Consider the following 16,183-nt stretch of genomic DNA (forward strand, 5'->3'; position numbering starts at 1 on the left):
GATTAAAAGATCGATATGCAGCAGCCAAAGAATTACAAGAAAGGAGAAAGCAAAAATGAACAAATGTGAGTATCCCGGTTGTTCAATGAAAAGCACAAAAACGTGGGGATTTGATCCCCTCTGTGCTTCTCACCACCAAGATATTTGGAAGGAATCACTGAATTATTACGGATCACCTAAAAAGCAAAGGTACGAAACGAGATTGCACTATTTAAAAATTGCTCCAAAGATTCCGTGGAGTCGGGAGAATTAGAAAGGGATGGTTATATGAGGTTTGTTGGAATTGACCCATCAACTAAAACTGGATTTGTTGCAATGGATCAAGGTGGAAATGTTTTAAAAGCAAAAGAATTAAAGGGTTTAGGAGATGTAGACCCAAAACGTATTGTTACCTTGACTGATGAAATCATTGCACATATCTTGCCTGGGGATATTATCTGCATTGAAGGAGTTCCATTCGATACTCAACGTGCAGCACAAGCAGGATGGATACATGGAAGCATAAGAAATGCCCTTTTCAGAAAAGGTTTTAACTATTACGAAGCAGCCCCTAATGCTGTTAAAAAGTTTGTTAATGTAACTGGTTGGATTGGAGAAGCTGGCCACAAAAAAAGACTTGTAGGTAAAGATAAAAAGCTTGCTGTTATGAAGGCTGTTGAAGAACATTATGCCTTTATTCACAAAAGTGACAACGTAGTGGATGCCTACATTCTAGCCCAGATAGCTTCCGAAATACACATGGAACAAAATGTACTTAGGTTTTTACCTTCTTACCAGGCTGAAGTTATCGATGCCATCTTAAATCCAGTTGCCAAGCCTAAAAAGAAAAAGAAGGTGGCTAAAGCATGACACCTAAACAAAAACGTCGATTGAAAAAGTCTCTGGCCAAAAGGAAAAAGGATCGCTTGAATCGCGCATTCAGAAAAAATTTCGTTAAAACGGGTTACTTGAAAGAGGGGAAATAAATTGAATTTATCAAAGTTATTTGAAGCTCAAAAGGTTGTTCGCAAGAAGATTATTGAAACTAACGGTCTGGAAGGCCAGGATCTAGTTCAGAATTTAATTTTAGCATTGAGGGTTGAATTGGGTGAAATGGCAAATGAGCAAAGGTCTTGGAAGCATTGGAGTAAGGATAGAAAGCCAAGAATAACTAAACTCCTTGAAGAGTATGCAGATTGCTTATCCTTTACTCTGGAGCTCGCCTTAGAGCTTGGAATTGAAGCTGAAGCAAATATAGAAGAAATACTGATACCGTATAGTGCACGAAAGAATATCACTAAAATGTTTAATCAAGTTTATCTCTCAATTAGCGATTTAGAAATTAATATCAACTATCATTACGCCAGAAAAAATGCCGTTCTTTCAGAATTTAACGGATTACTTACCAATCTTATAACTCTGGGAATACTCCTTGGATTCGACTATGAACAAATCGAAGCTGCATATTTCAATAAAAATGCAATCAACTTGAAACGTCAGGAAGAAGGATATTAATGGCCAGGCAAATCCGGCCGGTTGTTGTCCGGCGCCGGAATAAAGTTGAGGTCGAGGAAGCTATTAAGGACTTGGAGAAAAGGGGATTTGTACTCCAGCATCCACTTACAATGTTTCCAAACGGATGCTGGTTCGCTAAGATGCAAAAAATCGTTGTGTAGAGTTGATACCAATTGTGACATTAGGGGTTTAGGAATAATATTGACTCTTCATGACACTCATTTTACATCCTGGGCATGTTACTTCTTCATAATGCATGAATCTAATCTTCCTAAGATCCTGTCTTGTTAACATAGGAAATACATTATATCTGGCTCCACATTCAAAAGTATTCTTGTCTTTAACTATGTGTCTATCTTCTGTACTAGTTGAATAAATGGTAGGGAGTAACATATAAAAAACCTCTTTTTAATAGATTATAAGCCATCAAAAAATATCTTAACAACTTGAGCTTTGCGACCTATACTTTTGCAATTCCACAATTTTATCATGGAAAAACATCTGAATAGGATTTTAATAAAAACTTAACATTTTTACTACAATTACTATCCAAATGACTGAACATTTGACACAAACTGTGCAACATTGAGAGGTGAAATAAGTGGTTAAAATTCTTGAATTATTTGGTGGAATTGGAGCAGCTCGTAAGGCGTTAATCAATCTTGGGATTGATCATAAAGCAATCGATTATGTCGAGTGGAAAGCGAACCGTGTAAAAGCTTATAACGCTTTATATGATCATCTTCACAGGCCCCAAGATATTCGTGGGTGGAATTTAAAACCTGATATCTTGGTGCATGGTAGTCCTTGCCAAGACAATAGCAGAAGTAACGCAAATCGAAAAGGTGCAGATAAAGGTTCGCGATCGGAACTAATGCTAGAAACGTTGCGCATTATTGCAGAAATGGGTGAATGGAAGCCGAAGGTAGTGGTATGGGAAAACGTCAAAGGTGTGCTTGACCGTAATATAATGCCTATCTTTAATTCTTACTTGCAGGAGATGACCAAGTTAGGTTACACCAATTCATTTGATGTGTTAAATGCAATAGATTTCGGTATTCCGCAATCGAGAGAACGAGTATTTTGCATTTCAATTCTAGGCAGTGCAACATTTGATTTTTCAAAATTAGGCAAACGTCCAATGCGACATATAAGTGAATTTTTAGAAGAAAAGGTAACGGATGAACGTTATATGGTGAATATCCCATCTATGTTGAATCGTTTAAAAGATTTGGCGACACCCGAACAAATTGATGCAGCTAAAAAGAAACATCGTTTTGTTGAAACAATAACAGATTATTGCACAACCATTACTGAGCGCCAAGATAGATGTCCAAATGCAGGAGTGGTGAAAGTAGCTGACAAAAAATATCGGTATTTAACAGAGCGTGAAGTGTGGCGCCTAATGGGCTTTGATGATGCTGATTTTGACTTAATGCTGAAAGAATTTCCGATGAAGCCAGGACTAAAAAATGCCACGCTTTATGCATTAGCTGGCAACAGTATTGTAGTGCAGGTGCTTGAATCGATATTTGAAGTAATTTTAAACGAGGACTTCGCAACGGATTTAATTGCAAATACAGATGGCCAATTTGAACTGATTTATTGAACAGTACGAACAAACAGTTCCTTGATTTATATATCGACTAATTTTATTGAGGGGAATTAGATGTTAGGGGTTGTTAGGAAGATTATATAATTTTACTTGTGTGTGGCTTGAATCCAACTTTTTAAGAATTGGACCAAGCATTCATCTAATCTTAACTGATTAAATAAATGAATGTGCAATAATTTCAATGATGATAACTATCGTTTGAACTAAAACGTTCAAAAGAAGTTCTTTAAAGAAATTAGGCATTTTCATCACCACACAATTATTTTTTTAGATTGGGGGAGCAAGGCCCACTGGTGAAGGTGTGGTATATAACTAAAACGCCTTGCCCTAATATCATATTGCCCATGATTAAAATTAGTTACACATAGGACAAGAAGTAAAGTCACAATTTTATAGACTAGAAAGGAGCCGATTCATGAAAGAACTAGCCGAGCTTAAAGAAATTGTAGAGAACCAAAAAACGGTTAGAACAAAACGGTTAGGACCTTTGCTTAATGAAATTCAAAAGTCATACATCCAAACAGCGAATAAGGTTAAACGCCAGAAAGAAACCATTAAGAAAATCAATACTAATTACAGTGTAGCAAATTCAAAGGCTGCTAGGTTATCGGTGCATGTTCAGACTCATGAGGATCTAAAAAGGGCTCATTCTGAGTTATTAAAAAAGCATAAAGAAGTTATGAAGAAGTTACATCAGTATAAATTTAACAGAAAATAAAGCTATATAGGAGGGGGCTTGCTTGAAGTACATTTGTAATGATTGTGTTTTGGTTTTTGAAACACATGGTAAATTAGGACCTAGGAAAATAGCTTACTGTCCAAACTGTGGAGATAATGTAGCTACAACTAAATACATTACTCCTTTTAAAGAATCGAAAAGACGTGGGTGGTCGGAAGAAGAATTGGGATTGCTGAAACGTTGTATAACAGGCGAATTAATGATTTATGCTGTGGCAGCCAAATTAGGCAGAACTTCTAAATCAGTTTCCCGGCAAATACATCGATTAAAGAAAAATGAGACGCGATTGATTGATGGAGCCTGGACTATCCAAGAAGAACAAATCATTCGGGATTATTTAGACGAGTTTGGACCTCAAAAAGGCTTATATAAAGACTTAGCTAATAAGCTCGGACGAACTAAAAATCAGGTTAGCTGTAAGTTATATCACATGAGAAAAAAAGGGATGTTGGAATACTGATTTAAAAGCCCATAGAAGCGTTTTGTCTTCTTAAAGGGTAAATGTATGCAAAAATAATTACGACCTCGTAATAAACCTATACGAAGCCGTAAAACGATATTAAAATTAAAAGGAGAATGATTATGACTAAAACTACATTGAACGTTCTATTTAAGAAAATGCAAAAGGATGACAAAAAGGAAGTGCTGGAGTTTCATGTACAAGGTAATGAGCTGCCAAACACTCAGGAGCTTGTCGGTTTAGCTGGATCCATCGTAATCCTAAATGTTGAGGAAAGTAATGCTGGAACATTCAATGCAGAATTTGTATCTGTACAGAAGGATTCTAAGAAGACTACCCTCAAATTTAATATTAAAGGTGATTCAGATGACAAAGTAATCAAGCTTTACCCACACGCTGGAAGAAGCGTCACATTGTTTATGGAGCCGTCACAAATGTCTGTAGATGATTTCTATGAGGAAGATGATCATGAAGGTATTGAGTACAAGATTGATAAAGATGGTACCGCGAATGTTTCACCAAACCAGATGACCTTGGACGATATGGACCAGGAGGAAAATAGTGAGGTTCAAGATGAACCTGACAAAAAAGAAGATGAAGATAACGATGATCCGTTTGCTAAGGTAAACCTTAGTGATGATGATTCATTAGAATAATCTGTTTGACCCTGGGCTTCGGCCTGGGGAACCTCTTAGGAAAATGGGGGAAGACAATGAGTTTTGAATTACCGGAATTGGACAGAAAAGGTACCCAGAAAGCTGTCGAAGAAGCGCTGGAGAAATATAGGTTGTATAAATACTTAATGTTTGAAGAAAGAGAAGCATCAGTCACTGCAAGCGCTGAAGTAAGATATCATGGTCCTACAAATCAGACCGGAGACCAGACTGGGAACATTGCCATTTATAATGCTGATCAACAGGCATACAGGAAAAATTACTGTGATCGTTTAGAACGTGCTGTTAGCCGTTTGCCTAAGAAGGAAAGGTTTCTGATTGAAGAAAGATACATGCAAGAGGAATCGGACTATCTGACGGATTATAATGTGTATTGTTTTAAGTTCCAACCAAGCATTTCAGAAGGAACGTATACAAAAATTCGGTGGAAAGCTTTTTACAAGCTTGCCCTCAATTTAAATATAGCTGTAATAATTAGAAGGGGGGAATAAGGTTGGTTGCAATAAATAGGGATAACCTGCCAGAAGCACTTGAACCGAAGCACGTTCAGGATATATTGTGCATAGGAAGGAGCCAAACATATGAATTATTTAAAAACCCTCCTTTTCATGTAATCAAGATCGGGAGAATATATAAAGTTTCTAAGGTTACATTTTTTAAATGGCTTGACGGAGAAGAGCAAGGAGATTGATTCCTTGTTCTTTTTATTTTGTCATGGTAATATGTCTTTAGTTAAAAGCGAAATCAGTGGTAGGTTTTTGGTAGGATACTTGGTAGGAATGAGCAATATTCAACAGAACTACAAAACATTCCGATGAATATCATAACCGTAAAAACCCTATTACATAGGCTTTTGAATAACAACATAATACTAGAAAGCACAGTGATGTGTTGATAGTGTCCTTCGGGGTCGGGTGAAAATCCCAACCGGCGGTGATGAAGAAATTCTAAGCCCGCGAGCCTGTTAAAGGCAGGATTTGGTGAGATTCCAAAGCCGACAGTAAAGTCTGGATGGGAGAAGGACGTGTGGAACCCAAGTGTATACGTACGCCTAATTTTTCAAAAATGAAAATATTGGGCTTTTTAGGTATACAATTTTTTTCACTCATTTCTCCTGCTAACTCCTTAGGTCATCCTGAGGGGTTTTTTATATTTTATAAAAGGGGGAAAAACATGTTTACGGGAATCATTGAGGATATCGGTACCGTACATTCCATGAAAAAAGGAAGAAGCAGTATGGAGCTATCGATTCGTTCTGAAAAAATCCTTGAAGATGTTCATCTGGGGGATAGTATTTCAGTCAACGGGGTCTGCTTAACGGTAACGTCCTTCACGAAAAGTTTGTTTACGGTCGACGTGATGCCGGAAACGGTCAAAGCTTCCTCGATCCGGACATTGAAATTGGGATCACCTGTGAATCTCGAACGAGCCATGAGTGCACAGGGAAGGTTTGGCGGTCATTTTGTTTCAGGTCATATCGACGGAACCGGAACGATCATAAAAAAAGAACGGAAAGAAAATGCCGTATATTATGTAATCCAATTGGAAGAGGGGCTCAGTTCCTTTTGCATTCCAAAAGGATCCGTGGCCATTGATGGAACGAGCTTGACGATATTTGGGATCGAAAGGAACCTATTGACTGTATCACTGATTCCATTGACTCATCAGGACACCATATTGGGACAAAAAGCGGCTGGTGATATCGTTAACATCGAAAACGACATGATAGGGAAATATATAATACATCAAATGAAAAATGGCAATCCAAAACCAGGACTGAATTTAGAGTTTTTGGCAGAGCATGGATTCTAATAAAAGGGCGGTGTAATGATGTTCCATACAATAGAAGAAGCGATAGAAGATTTGAAGGCTGGCAAGGTAGTAATCGTATCCGATGATGAAGACCGTGAAAATGAAGGGGATTTTGTAGTGCTGGCCGAAAAGGCGACACCGGAAGCGATTAATTTCATGGCGACTCATGGACGTGGTTTGATTTGTACAACCATCACTGAAGAACTGGCGGCGAAATTGAAACTGCATCCTATGGTAGGAGAAAATACCGATCATCATGGCACAGCTTTTACGGTAAGTGTCGATCATAAAAGCACCTCTACAGGTATCAGTGCTTTTGAAAGGTCCTTGACCATCCTTGAGCTTCTTAATGAAGATTCGGTCGCTGAAGATTTCCAACGGCCTGGTCACACTTTTCCGATAGTCGCAAAAGAAGGCGGCGTATTAAGAAGGGCAGGACATACGGAGGCATCGGTGGACTTGGCGAAGTTATGCGGTGCCGCTCCAGCTGGTGTCATTTGTGAGATCATGAATGAAGATGGATCGATGGCCCGCGTATCCGATTTGGAAGTCATCGCTGATAAATTCAATCTGAAATTCATTACGATAGCCGATTTGATTCGGTATCTTCAACAAAATGATACAATCGGGAAACAGGAACTTGAACTGAACATCCCGAAAGCTTGAGGATTTTAAGTAATTACATTTTAACAGAACAAAAAAATTATATTTTTTTTAAAAATTAGGAGGAATTGGACATGGGGAAAACTATTGAAGCACAATTAATTGGATCAGGATTGAAAGTCGGGATCGTGGTAGGAAGATTTAATGAGTTTATCACAAGCAAGCTTTTAGGAGGGGCATTGGATGGCCTTAAGCGTCATGGCGTTGATGAGAATGATGTTGACATCGCGTGGGTCCCGGGTGCTTTTGAACTACCGTTAATTGCTAAGAAACTTGTGAATACAGGTAAATATGATGCGGTGATCGGTCTTGGAACGGTAATCAGGGGTGCCACTTCACATTATGATTATGTCTGCAATGAAGCAGCTAAAGGCATGGCTTCCGTTTCCTTGGAAACAGGTGTACCGGTTATCTTCGGTTTGCTGACAACTGAGAATATTGAACAAGCCATTGAACGTGCAGGAACAAAATCAGGTAACAAAGGCTATGAAGCTGCGGTTAGTGCCATTGAAATGGCCAACCTTGGAAAATTAATAGAACAGTGATTTCACATAAGGAAGCCGCAGGGAATAACATTCCTGCGGCTTTTTTTGATGATTTGATACCTCGATTTCAAAGTAATGTGTTTTCCTATATACCGGTATAAATTATGGAAAATAAAGAATCATTAGGGAATTTTCAAAAAAAAAACGAACAAAAGCATCACGTAGTGGAAGCATGATAAAATATGCGGATATGATTATGCTACAATTGTAAAGATTGCAATTGAAATTCATGACTTTAGGGAAAAGTAATTTTATTAGTTATTAGGAGGGGTTTGTGTGTACCATCTCTTTACACATAATGATTTAGATGGAGTCGGCTGCGGCATTGTAGCTAAGCTGGCATTCGGAGAAGAAGTAGTGGTTAGTTATAATTCAATTGGCCGCCTTAATCAGAATGTAGGAGCATTTCTTGAGCAGGCCAAGATTGAAGATACATTGATCGTTACTGATCTATCGGTTGATGAAGATAACGAAAAAATGATTACTCAGTTTGTGGAAGATGGAGGCAAAGCGCTGCTGATAGATCATCATAAGTCAGCACTGCATTTGAACGAACATGATTGGGCATCTGTAACTGTCGAACAGGAAGATGGTAAACAGACGGCAGCGACATCATTATTCTATCAGTATGCAGTTGAAAATAAATTGCTGGAACCTTCAAGCATTGTCGCTGAATTCGTTGAATTAGTCCGACAATACGATACTTGGGAATGGGAAGTCAATAAAAATACAACGGCAAAACGATTGAATGACCTGTTTTTCATGATTCCGATTGAGGAATTCGAAATGAAAATCGCAAATAAGCTGTCGAAGGCTGAAAGTTTTACTTTTGACGAAGTGGAGCAAACCCTTCTTAATGTTGAAGAGAGTCGGGTAGAACGGTACATAAACAGGAAAAAAAGAGAAGTCTATCAGGCTACTGTCGGTCCCTATACAGCTGGTGTGGTCCATGCAGAGTCATACCACTCAGAATTGGGTAATGAACTGTCGAAAGAGTTCTCGCATCTGGATTATATAGCCATCCTGATGGTTGGAAGTAAAAGAATCAGCTTCCGGACAATCCATGACGATATTGATGTTTCTGAAGTTGCTGGCAAGTACGATGGGGGCGGCCACCAAAAAGCGGCGGGTTGTACCATGTCCGAAAAGGCATATAGCCAATATGTCGAAAAGACCTTCTTTGCCGAGCCCCTTAAACGAGACGCACATAAGAATCAATTGAATGTAAAAGAATCCCCAGAGGGTTGCCTATATTCAACGAGAGACAAACAGGACATATTCATCTATGAAGATGAAGAAGAGCAATGGATTGTTGAAATCAACGGAAAACAACAGAAAAAAACATTCGATACATTTGCGGAAGCGGAAAAATACATGAAGCGGAAATACGCGGCATGGCTGGCCCATGATGAAAGATATGAAGAGTTTGTCAATAAGGGATGAATAGGAAAGCGTCTGTCCGAATGGGACAGACGCTTTTTTTTTACCTTTTAAGCGGGACAGGATGGACGATCGTGCGGGACGGTTTTTTTGGAATGGAGTTTTGGCGATGAAGAATTGCATTGATTTCTCCGCCGATCACAAAAATCAGACCACTCAAATACAGCCATAGCATCAAGATGATGACGCCTCCTAAACTGCCATAAGTGGAAGAATAGTTGGCAAAGTTGCTGACATAGAATGAAAATCCAAGTGATATTCCCAGCCAAAGTACAGTTGCGGTCACTGCCCCGGGGATGACATGTTTAATGGGAAAACTTTTATTCGGTGCAAAGCGATATAAAAAGGCCAGGACAAGTGAGATGACGACAACCGCGATGACCCACCGTAATAAGCTGAATAATATTTGCGTTTCCTCAGGGATCGGAATGACTTGCTGTAATAAATCGAGTATCACTTTTCCAAAGACGGGGAGACCCAACATGACGATGAATGCTACGACAAGGCCTAATGTCAATACAATGGAAATGAAGCGGGCTTTAATGAAATTCCTTGTTTCTTCAACATCATAGGCGATATTCATGGAATGGATGAACGCATTCATTCCATTGGATGCTGACCATATGGTGCCAAGGAAACCAAAAGTCAGTAAGCCGCCGTTCCGCTCAGACAATATGTTGATGATATTTTTCTCGATGACTTCCATCGTTTCCGCAGGCATGAAGGTTCTTATCGTGTCCAGGGCTGTCTGAATATCGATGTTCAGATAAGGTAATAAGGAAAGCAGTAAAATGAGCAAAGGGAATAGTGCCAGTAAATAGTAATAAGCTTGTTCTGCTGCCAGCCCTGTCACACGATCTTCCTTTATTTCTTTAATCAGTTTCTTTGAAAAGTTTATCGACTTATTCATCTGAGCATCACTCCTGAATAGTTACTTAGGTTATTGCTTCTTTTCCCTCTGTTCATGTAAGTTAACCCTCAAAAGAAAAGAAATTGAAATCTCTGAACCGCACGCTTGTAAATGCTTATGACAATGATAATCCTGAATGGTGGAGAGGTATAGAAATGGCAAGCCAAGGATGACCAATCTTAGCCAATTCATTTTCCAATGCCCCTTTTTGGATAAGTTTTGCAGAAGTCGGGGAATGTGAATCAGGATTGAAGATTCGTACAGCAAGTATCCTTTAATCTAGAAAGGTTCGCGACTAATAATTGCGTTGATACTTCAAGCCTATCAATAATGCCAACACTACTGCTAGGTATGATTTTATGCCCCTTTATAACAAGTATAATAGCTATTCAAGTGATTTATTAAAGTAAACAGAAAAACGGCCAGACATTGCTGTCTGGCCGTTTTTCTCTATTGCACTTCTTTTCCCTGTTCCTTTTGAACTTTCGGAGGGGTCCATTTGAATACTTTATTTAGGATATTATAGATGTGTTTGGATTCTTTTGTAAGGATCGGCCCAAGAATCGCTAAGGTTAAAACATAAAGTGCCGCAAACGGGGTTAGTATAGGCATTAAACCGCCTGCAATGCCTAAGTTGGCTAAAATGATGGAGAATTCGCCGCGTGAAACGATCGTTAAGCCGATGTTTGCAGAAGCTCTGTGAGATAAACCGGATTTGCGTCCGGCAATCATACCAGCTGCGAAGTTACCGATTATGGTGATGATGACTGCTCCAAGAACCATCCAGACAGCTCCGCCAAGGGTCGTCGGATCGATACTCAAGCCAAAGCTGAAGAAAAATATGGCCCCGAAGAAGTCTCTGAAGGGAATGACAAGTTTCTCGATCCTGTCGCTATGTTCCGTTTCAGAAAAGACTAGGCCGAGCAGTAATGCACCAATGGCTTCCGCAACATGAATCGTTTCCGAGAAACCGGCAATGAAGAATAGTAATGCGAACACGACGATGATAAAAATCTCATCGGAGGATATATTGAATAATTTGTTGAGGACCCCAGATGCTTTCCGGGCGATAACGAAAAATATCAGCATATACCCAATCGCGATAAATGTAGAAAGTAATGTTCCCCAAACGGAACCAGAAGAGCTTAATACCAATCCAGATACGACTGATAAATAAACAGCGAGGAAGATATCTTCAAACATGATGATGCCAAGGATTAGCTCCGTTTCATTGTTACCGGTCCTTTTAAGGTCCACAAGCACCTTTGCCACAATGGCACTTGAAGAAAAACTGATGATTCCGGTTAATATCAGAACCTCTTTCAATGGAAGACCGAGCAGGAAACCGTACAGCAAGGCCATTCCCACGTTGATTAAAATGTAATAGGTTCCGCCTGTCACGATATTTTTCCCGGACTTCATAAGCTTTTTGACGGAAAATTCAAGCCCTAGGTAAAACAGAAGGAATAAAATACCGACACGACCGAGGAATGCTATGATTTCATCACTTTCAATGAAACGCAGGTCAATTATTCCGAAGTTCGGGGCATGGGGACCAACGAGCATACCGATGATAATTAATAGTGGTACATTTGATATTTTGAATTTACCTGCTACGAGAGCGGCTAATGCCACTAGAAGTAGGGCAGTTCCCACTTCAAAGACTAAATGGTCCATATGAGCTTAGTCACTCCTTTCGTCAGTCAATAATTCTCTTGTCAGGTTACGGATATCTTTTCTTTCACCGGATATCACAAGGGTGTCGCCTGTTTCGATGATGGAGTCTGGACCAGGATTATTCAGTTGTTTTTTTCCTTTTTTAGAATGGGCGATGACGGTCACGTTATAATTGCTCCTGATATCAATCGAACCGATCGTTTGATTGATGGCCTTTGAACCTGGTTCGACTTTGAACCATTCAATCACCAAGTCACCCAATGACATTTCAATCGTTTCAAGTGCTTGTGGTTTATAAACCATGCCGCCTATGATGGAAGCCAGTTGCCGGGATTCCTGATCGTTAAGGGTGATGCTCGATATGACGTCCTCATGTTCATTATCAAAATGGTATAATTCCCGACGGCCGTCATCATGAATGACGATTACTAATTTTTCATCATTTCTCGTTATGATTTCGAATTTTTGGCCAATACCAGGAAGTTCACTTTCTCTAATTCTCACTGGAATTCCTCCTTAAAATGTTGGTTAGAGTTAATAGAAGATAGCAGAATGTTTATAAGTTAACGTCAATATTCGTCTTGAATTTCTTCTCCTTGGATATGCCGATGTATTTTAATGTCTCCGATGGACTGGAATGATGGTAATGCTTCTGTATCAAGGCCAGTGACACTCCTTGTTTATAGGCATGGTAGCCAAAAGTTTTACGCATCGAACTTGCTCCGAATTTGCCTGTCAGCCCTGCACCTTCCACAGCATCATGGATGATTCGGTGCGCCTGTTGACGTGTGATCGGCTTTTTTGTCTTTGGGGAAAGAAATAAAAATTGACCTTCGATAACCTTCGAGCCTTTAAGGTATTCTTGTAAGGCGGTACGGACTTTCAGATTCAAATAAATTTGGTTGACTTCGTCATTTTCCGTCCGTTGCTCATAGAACTCCTTGATTTTGCCCGTTTCATCCAGAACGCTGGCGACGGTGATTTCGAGCATTTCATTTATCTTCATACCTGTATTGATCCCGAGTACAAACAATAAATAATCCCGACTGGAGTGAGCGCGTAAGTATGTTTTTATCTTGCTGATTTGATTGATATCCTTAAAGGCTTCTACATATTCCATAGATCTTCTCCTCTTGCCAATGTAACATAATTACATTATAACATGAGTTATGTAACATTGCATACATTTAGTCGTGCAGGTGATTCCTATCCAAACAGTAAAAAAACCTTTTCCTTATTCTCTACTCAAACGAGGTAAAATATTTCAGGGTAGTTATTTAACGTGGAAAATGGTGTTTGCTAATGGGGGAAGGCCCTGGAATGATAAAAAAAAGAAACCCCAAGTTGGGGTTTCCTCAATTTTTAGTATACGGCTTTTTGTAATTTGTGAATGACCTCAAGTGAAAGCCCGGTTCCGATGGCAACTGATTCAAGCGGGTTATCTGCAAGTTGGACTGGGACGACGATTTCATTCGTCAGCCATTCTTGTACCCCGTTGAGAAGTGCACCCCCGCCGGATAAGATGACACCTTGGTCGACGATATCCCCGCTCAATTCAGGAGGACAATCTTCCAAAGTGGCCCTGATTGCTTCCAGTATATGAAGAAGCGATTCCTGGATGGCTTCCTGGACGTCAGTGGATGATATTGTAATGGGCTTTGGAAGACCCGTTACAAGATCGCGGCCCCTGACTTCCATGGTGATCGCGGAATGTTCAACGAGTGCGTAGCCGATTTCTTTTTTTATTTCCTCGGCTGTTCTTTCCCCAATCAGCACATTATGTTTTTTTCTAACATATTGGCTGATATCTTCATCCAATTGATCTCCGCCAATTCTGATTGAATTGCAAGAAACGACGCCTCCATAAGAGATGATTGCGACCTCAGTCGTACCGCCGCCGATATCAACGATGACATTGGCAACGGGCTCTTCGACAGGCAGACCTGCACCAATTGCTGCTGCTACTGGTTCCTCGATAAGGTGTACCTGTTTCGCTCCGCAGCTTTTGACTGCATCCTGAATGGCCCTTCTCTCAACTGATGTGGAACCTGAAGGTGTACAGACCACTACACTAGGTTTGCGAATCGATAATCCTAGGGCCTTACTTGCTTTTTTCATGATTTCCCGAAGCATTTGCGCGGTCACATCAAAATCCGCAATGACACCATCCTTAAGCGGACGGATTGCCACAATATTTCCAGGTGTTTTCCCAATCATGTTTTTTGCATCCACACCGACTGCCAATACTTTATTAGTCTCTATATCAATGGCCACCACAGATGGCTCATTAAATACGATTCCTTTATTTTTACTGTAAACTAGCGTATTTGCAGTTCCTAAGTCAATGCCTATTTCTGTATTTGATAACATCTAGTCACCCCTCCATAAGAGTTTGACCCCTATATACTCATTCTACCTTTTATAGCGAATTTGTGGGGGTGGGAAATCTAGTAAATAGTGGAAGTCCCGAGCTGTTCCTTTTCATTGAGCGAAAACATGATGAAATATAAACATGAACAGACTATGGCAAGCCCGCCAATATCCATCCTGACATTGGAATGGTAAATTGCACCAACGCTCTGCCTATGGTAAAACGTTAGCTGGATGTTGGAAAATATTGACCCATCATATGGTGCGTTTTTAGTATATTTCACCACTGCGCTCCTCGCTTCAGTCGAGAATGCTTATTTTATGTTAAGATAAAGATGAAAATCCGCTTAAATAAAGAAGGTAATTTTGTGAGTGCAAATTTAATCGAGAGTAAGAGTTTTAGAGTCATCTTTACAGCTTTTCTAGCTTTCCTGGGTGGTTATGCGTTTGATAGCCTTGGAATATACCTGCCATGGATGCTTGGACCATTATTCGTCGTGATGATTGCGAAAGTGAAGTTAAGGAAGTACTTGTTTTGGTCTAAAACCTTTAGAAGTACGGGATTGGTCATTCTAGGTTTACAACTGGGCAGTTCATTCACGAAACAATCGTTAAATGAGATGATTGAATATCTGCCAGTTATGCTTTTTACGACAATTGCAATCATTTCATTTACAGTGCTGACTGGCTGGTTTGTCGGAAAGCGAATGAACTTATCATTGGGCACATCCATGCTTGGAAGTTTTCCGGGAGGCCTTTCCCAGATGGTGGTCTTAAGTGAGGAAATGAAGGATAGTGATGAAACGGTTGTAGGTTTCATGCAAACACTTCGGGTCATCCTGGTGATATCCATTGTTCCTTGGATCGTGACCCATATAATGTCAGTTGGATCAGGTGCGGTAATGGCCGTATCGGAGCGGCCGTTTTTCTTATTTGAATATGATGGGAAATTAGCCATCATGATGTTGGTAACCTTGCTGATATTCATCTTCATCACAAAGAAAGCGAATTTTCCGCTGCCTTTTTTGCTAGGACCTCTTATGGCTGCAGCACTATTCAATTTAGCAGGCCCAGGTGCCCCGCAGATTCCTGACTTTTGGTTGAACTTATCGCAATTGTTGATCGGCGCACATTTAGGCTACACACTGAAGGTTGATAATCCCCGACTTTTCAGAAAGATGTTCGGGGCCGTATTCGTCAGTAATGTCCTATTGATTGGATTTTGCTATTATCTTTCCGTTCAGTTTGCCCCGATCCTATCTTTGCAGCCGAACGAATTATTTTTGAGCATGGCGCCAGGCGGCGTCGCCGAAATGGCAGTCACAGCCATGTCTGTACATGTGGATTTATCCGTTGTCACAAGCTTTCATTTATTCAGGATCTTATTCATTTTATTTTTTCTATCACCAATCATAAAATGGCTGGTTGGAAGAAACCAGGGGAAACAAGAACAGGGACAAAGCTGACAGGCTTTGTCCTTTTGGCGTTAAGCGGAATTCACGAGTAAACCGTAACTCACGAGTAAAAGTGCAAAACTCACGAGTAAAAGTGCAAAACTCACGAGTAAAAGTGCAAAACTCACGAGTAAAAGCTCAAAACTCACGAGTAAAAGTGCAAAACTCACGAGTAAACCGCAACTCACTAGTAAAATGCAAAATTCACGAGTAAAAGTGCGAAACTCACGAGTAAAATTGCAAAACTCACGAGTAAATGCGCATATTCCAGACGTTTTGAGAAAGTTTCGTACATAACAGGCTGGTGATTCCATTCTCGAAATAATAATG

20 protein-coding genes, 1 pseudogene and 1 riboswitch are annotated in these 16,183 nt (G+C 40.0%); of the genes and pseudogenes, 14 read left to right on the plus strand and 7 right to left on the minus strand.

Going from position 1 to position 16,183, the window contains the following annotated elements:
• Positions 1-267: 267 nt before the first annotated feature.
• The 13 genes and pseudogenes from J7E52_RS10960 to J7E52_RS11025 all read left to right on the plus strand — a co-directional run bounded on the left by J7E52_RS10960 (position 268) and on the right by J7E52_RS11025 (position 9,445).
• On the plus strand, positions 268-849 hold the full coding sequence (locus J7E52_RS10960; RefSeq protein ID WP_214745947.1) for a hypothetical protein: 582 nt from the start codon (positions 268-270) through the stop codon (positions 847-849).
• Between the two features lie 117 nt (positions 850-966).
• The gene (locus J7E52_RS10970) at positions 967-1,494 is read left to right on the plus strand and encodes a dUTP diphosphatase (protein ID WP_214745954.1); all 528 of its coding nucleotides are present in this window, start codon (positions 967-969) and stop codon (positions 1,492-1,494) included.
• On the plus strand, positions 1,494-1,655 hold the full coding sequence (locus J7E52_RS10975) for a hypothetical protein (RefSeq protein WP_214745957.1): 162 nt from the start codon (positions 1,494-1,496) through the stop codon (positions 1,653-1,655). Before J7E52_RS10970 ends, J7E52_RS10975 begins: the two co-directional genes overlap by 1 nt.
• Before the next feature lie 440 nt (positions 1,656-2,095).
• Positions 2,096-3,103, plus strand: a complete 1,008-nt coding sequence (locus J7E52_RS10980; protein ID WP_214745960.1) for a DNA cytosine methyltransferase — start codon at positions 2,096-2,098, stop codon at positions 3,101-3,103.
• Between the two features lie 421 nt (positions 3,104-3,524).
• Positions 3,525-3,827, plus strand: coding sequence for a hypothetical protein (locus J7E52_RS10985; protein WP_214745962.1), 303 nt, complete (start codon positions 3,525-3,527; stop codon positions 3,825-3,827).
• Positions 3,828-3,849: 22 nt separating this feature from the next.
• The gene (locus J7E52_RS10990; protein ID WP_214745964.1) at positions 3,850-4,308 is read left to right on the plus strand and encodes a Myb-like DNA-binding domain-containing protein; all 459 of its coding nucleotides are present in this window, start codon (positions 3,850-3,852) and stop codon (positions 4,306-4,308) included.
• A 122-nt stretch (positions 4,309-4,430) separates the two neighbouring features.
• Positions 4,431-4,964: a hypothetical protein gene (locus tag J7E52_RS10995; RefSeq protein WP_214745967.1), complete on the plus strand. Its 534-nt coding sequence runs from the start codon at positions 4,431-4,433 to the stop codon at positions 4,962-4,964.
• A gap of 56 nt (positions 4,965-5,020) precedes the next feature.
• Positions 5,021-5,473 (plus strand): ArpU family phage packaging/lysis transcriptional regulator, encoded by a 453-nt coding sequence (locus tag J7E52_RS11000; protein WP_034305704.1) that lies wholly within the window; start codon positions 5,021-5,023, stop codon positions 5,471-5,473.
• A gap of 2 nt (positions 5,474-5,475) precedes the next feature.
• Entirely contained in the window at positions 5,476-5,673 is a 198-nt protein-coding gene (locus J7E52_RS11005) for a DNA-binding protein (protein ID WP_237752032.1), read from the plus strand.
• A gap of 205 nt (positions 5,674-5,878) precedes the next feature.
• Positions 5,879-6,009, plus strand: a riboswitch (FMN riboswitch).
• Positions 6,010-6,155: 146 nt separating this feature from the next.
• Positions 6,156-6,794 carry a riboflavin synthase gene (gene ribE / locus J7E52_RS11010; RefSeq protein ID WP_214745970.1) on the plus strand — a complete coding sequence of 213 codons (639 nt, stop codon included), beginning with the start codon at positions 6,156-6,158 and terminating at the stop codon, positions 6,792-6,794.
• Between the two features lie 18 nt (positions 6,795-6,812).
• Positions 6,813-7,451 (plus strand): annotated as a pseudogene (gene ribB, locus J7E52_RS11015) (3,4-dihydroxy-2-butanone-4-phosphate synthase); the annotation flags it as partial.
• An 80-nt stretch (positions 7,452-7,531) separates the two neighbouring features.
• Positions 7,532-8,002, plus strand: a complete 471-nt coding sequence (gene ribH / locus J7E52_RS11020) for a 6,7-dimethyl-8-ribityllumazine synthase (protein WP_048685088.1) — start codon at positions 7,532-7,534, stop codon at positions 8,000-8,002.
• Between the two features lie 276 nt (positions 8,003-8,278).
• Positions 8,279-9,445, plus strand: a complete 1,167-nt coding sequence (locus J7E52_RS11025) for a DHH family phosphoesterase (protein ID WP_214745973.1) — start codon at positions 8,279-8,281, stop codon at positions 9,443-9,445.
• 40 nt (positions 9,446-9,485) lie between these two features.
• Here the strand turns inward: J7E52_RS11025 and J7E52_RS11030 are convergent, their stop codons facing one another.
• The 7 genes from J7E52_RS11030 to J7E52_RS11060 form a co-directional block, all read right to left on the minus strand.
• A complete protein-coding gene (locus J7E52_RS11030; RefSeq protein ID WP_214745976.1) occupies positions 9,486-10,352 on the minus strand; it encodes a YihY/virulence factor BrkB family protein in 867 nt (288 codons plus the stop codon).
• Between the two features lie 30 nt (positions 10,353-10,382).
• Entirely contained in the window at positions 10,383-10,544 is a 162-nt protein-coding gene (locus J7E52_RS11035) for a hypothetical protein (RefSeq protein WP_214745979.1), read from the minus strand.
• A 258-nt stretch (positions 10,545-10,802) separates the two neighbouring features.
• Positions 10,803-12,029 carry a cation:proton antiporter gene (locus J7E52_RS11040; protein ID WP_214745983.1) on the minus strand — a complete coding sequence of 409 codons (1,227 nt, stop codon included), beginning with the start codon at positions 12,027-12,029 and terminating at the stop codon, positions 10,803-10,805.
• Positions 12,030-12,035: 6 nt separating this feature from the next.
• On the minus strand, positions 12,036-12,533 hold the full coding sequence (locus J7E52_RS11045; protein ID WP_214745985.1) for a cation:proton antiporter regulatory subunit: 498 nt from the start codon (positions 12,531-12,533) through the stop codon (positions 12,036-12,038).
• 52 nt (positions 12,534-12,585) lie between these two features.
• Entirely contained in the window at positions 12,586-13,149 is a 564-nt protein-coding gene (locus tag J7E52_RS11050; RefSeq protein ID WP_063234693.1) for a tyrosine-type recombinase/integrase, read from the minus strand.
• A 242-nt stretch (positions 13,150-13,391) separates the two neighbouring features.
• Positions 13,392-14,399 (minus strand): rod-share determining protein MreBH, encoded by a 1,008-nt coding sequence (mreBH, locus tag J7E52_RS11055; RefSeq protein WP_214745988.1) that lies wholly within the window; start codon positions 14,397-14,399, stop codon positions 13,392-13,394.
• A gap of 77 nt (positions 14,400-14,476) precedes the next feature.
• Positions 14,477-14,683, minus strand: a complete 207-nt coding sequence (locus J7E52_RS11060; RefSeq protein ID WP_214745990.1) for a hypothetical protein — start codon at positions 14,681-14,683, stop codon at positions 14,477-14,479.
• A gap of 84 nt (positions 14,684-14,767) precedes the next feature.
• Between J7E52_RS11060 and J7E52_RS11065 the strand changes: the two genes are divergently transcribed.
• Positions 14,768-15,865, plus strand: a complete 1,098-nt coding sequence (locus tag J7E52_RS11065; RefSeq protein WP_214745993.1) for an AbrB family transcriptional regulator — start codon at positions 14,768-14,770, stop codon at positions 15,863-15,865.
• Positions 15,866-16,183 lie beyond the last annotated feature (318 nt).

Origin of the sequence: Bacillus sp. ISL-34, from assembly GCF_018613325.1 — a bacterium.
GTDB lineage: Bacteria > Bacillota > Bacilli > Bacillales > DSM-1321 > Peribacillus.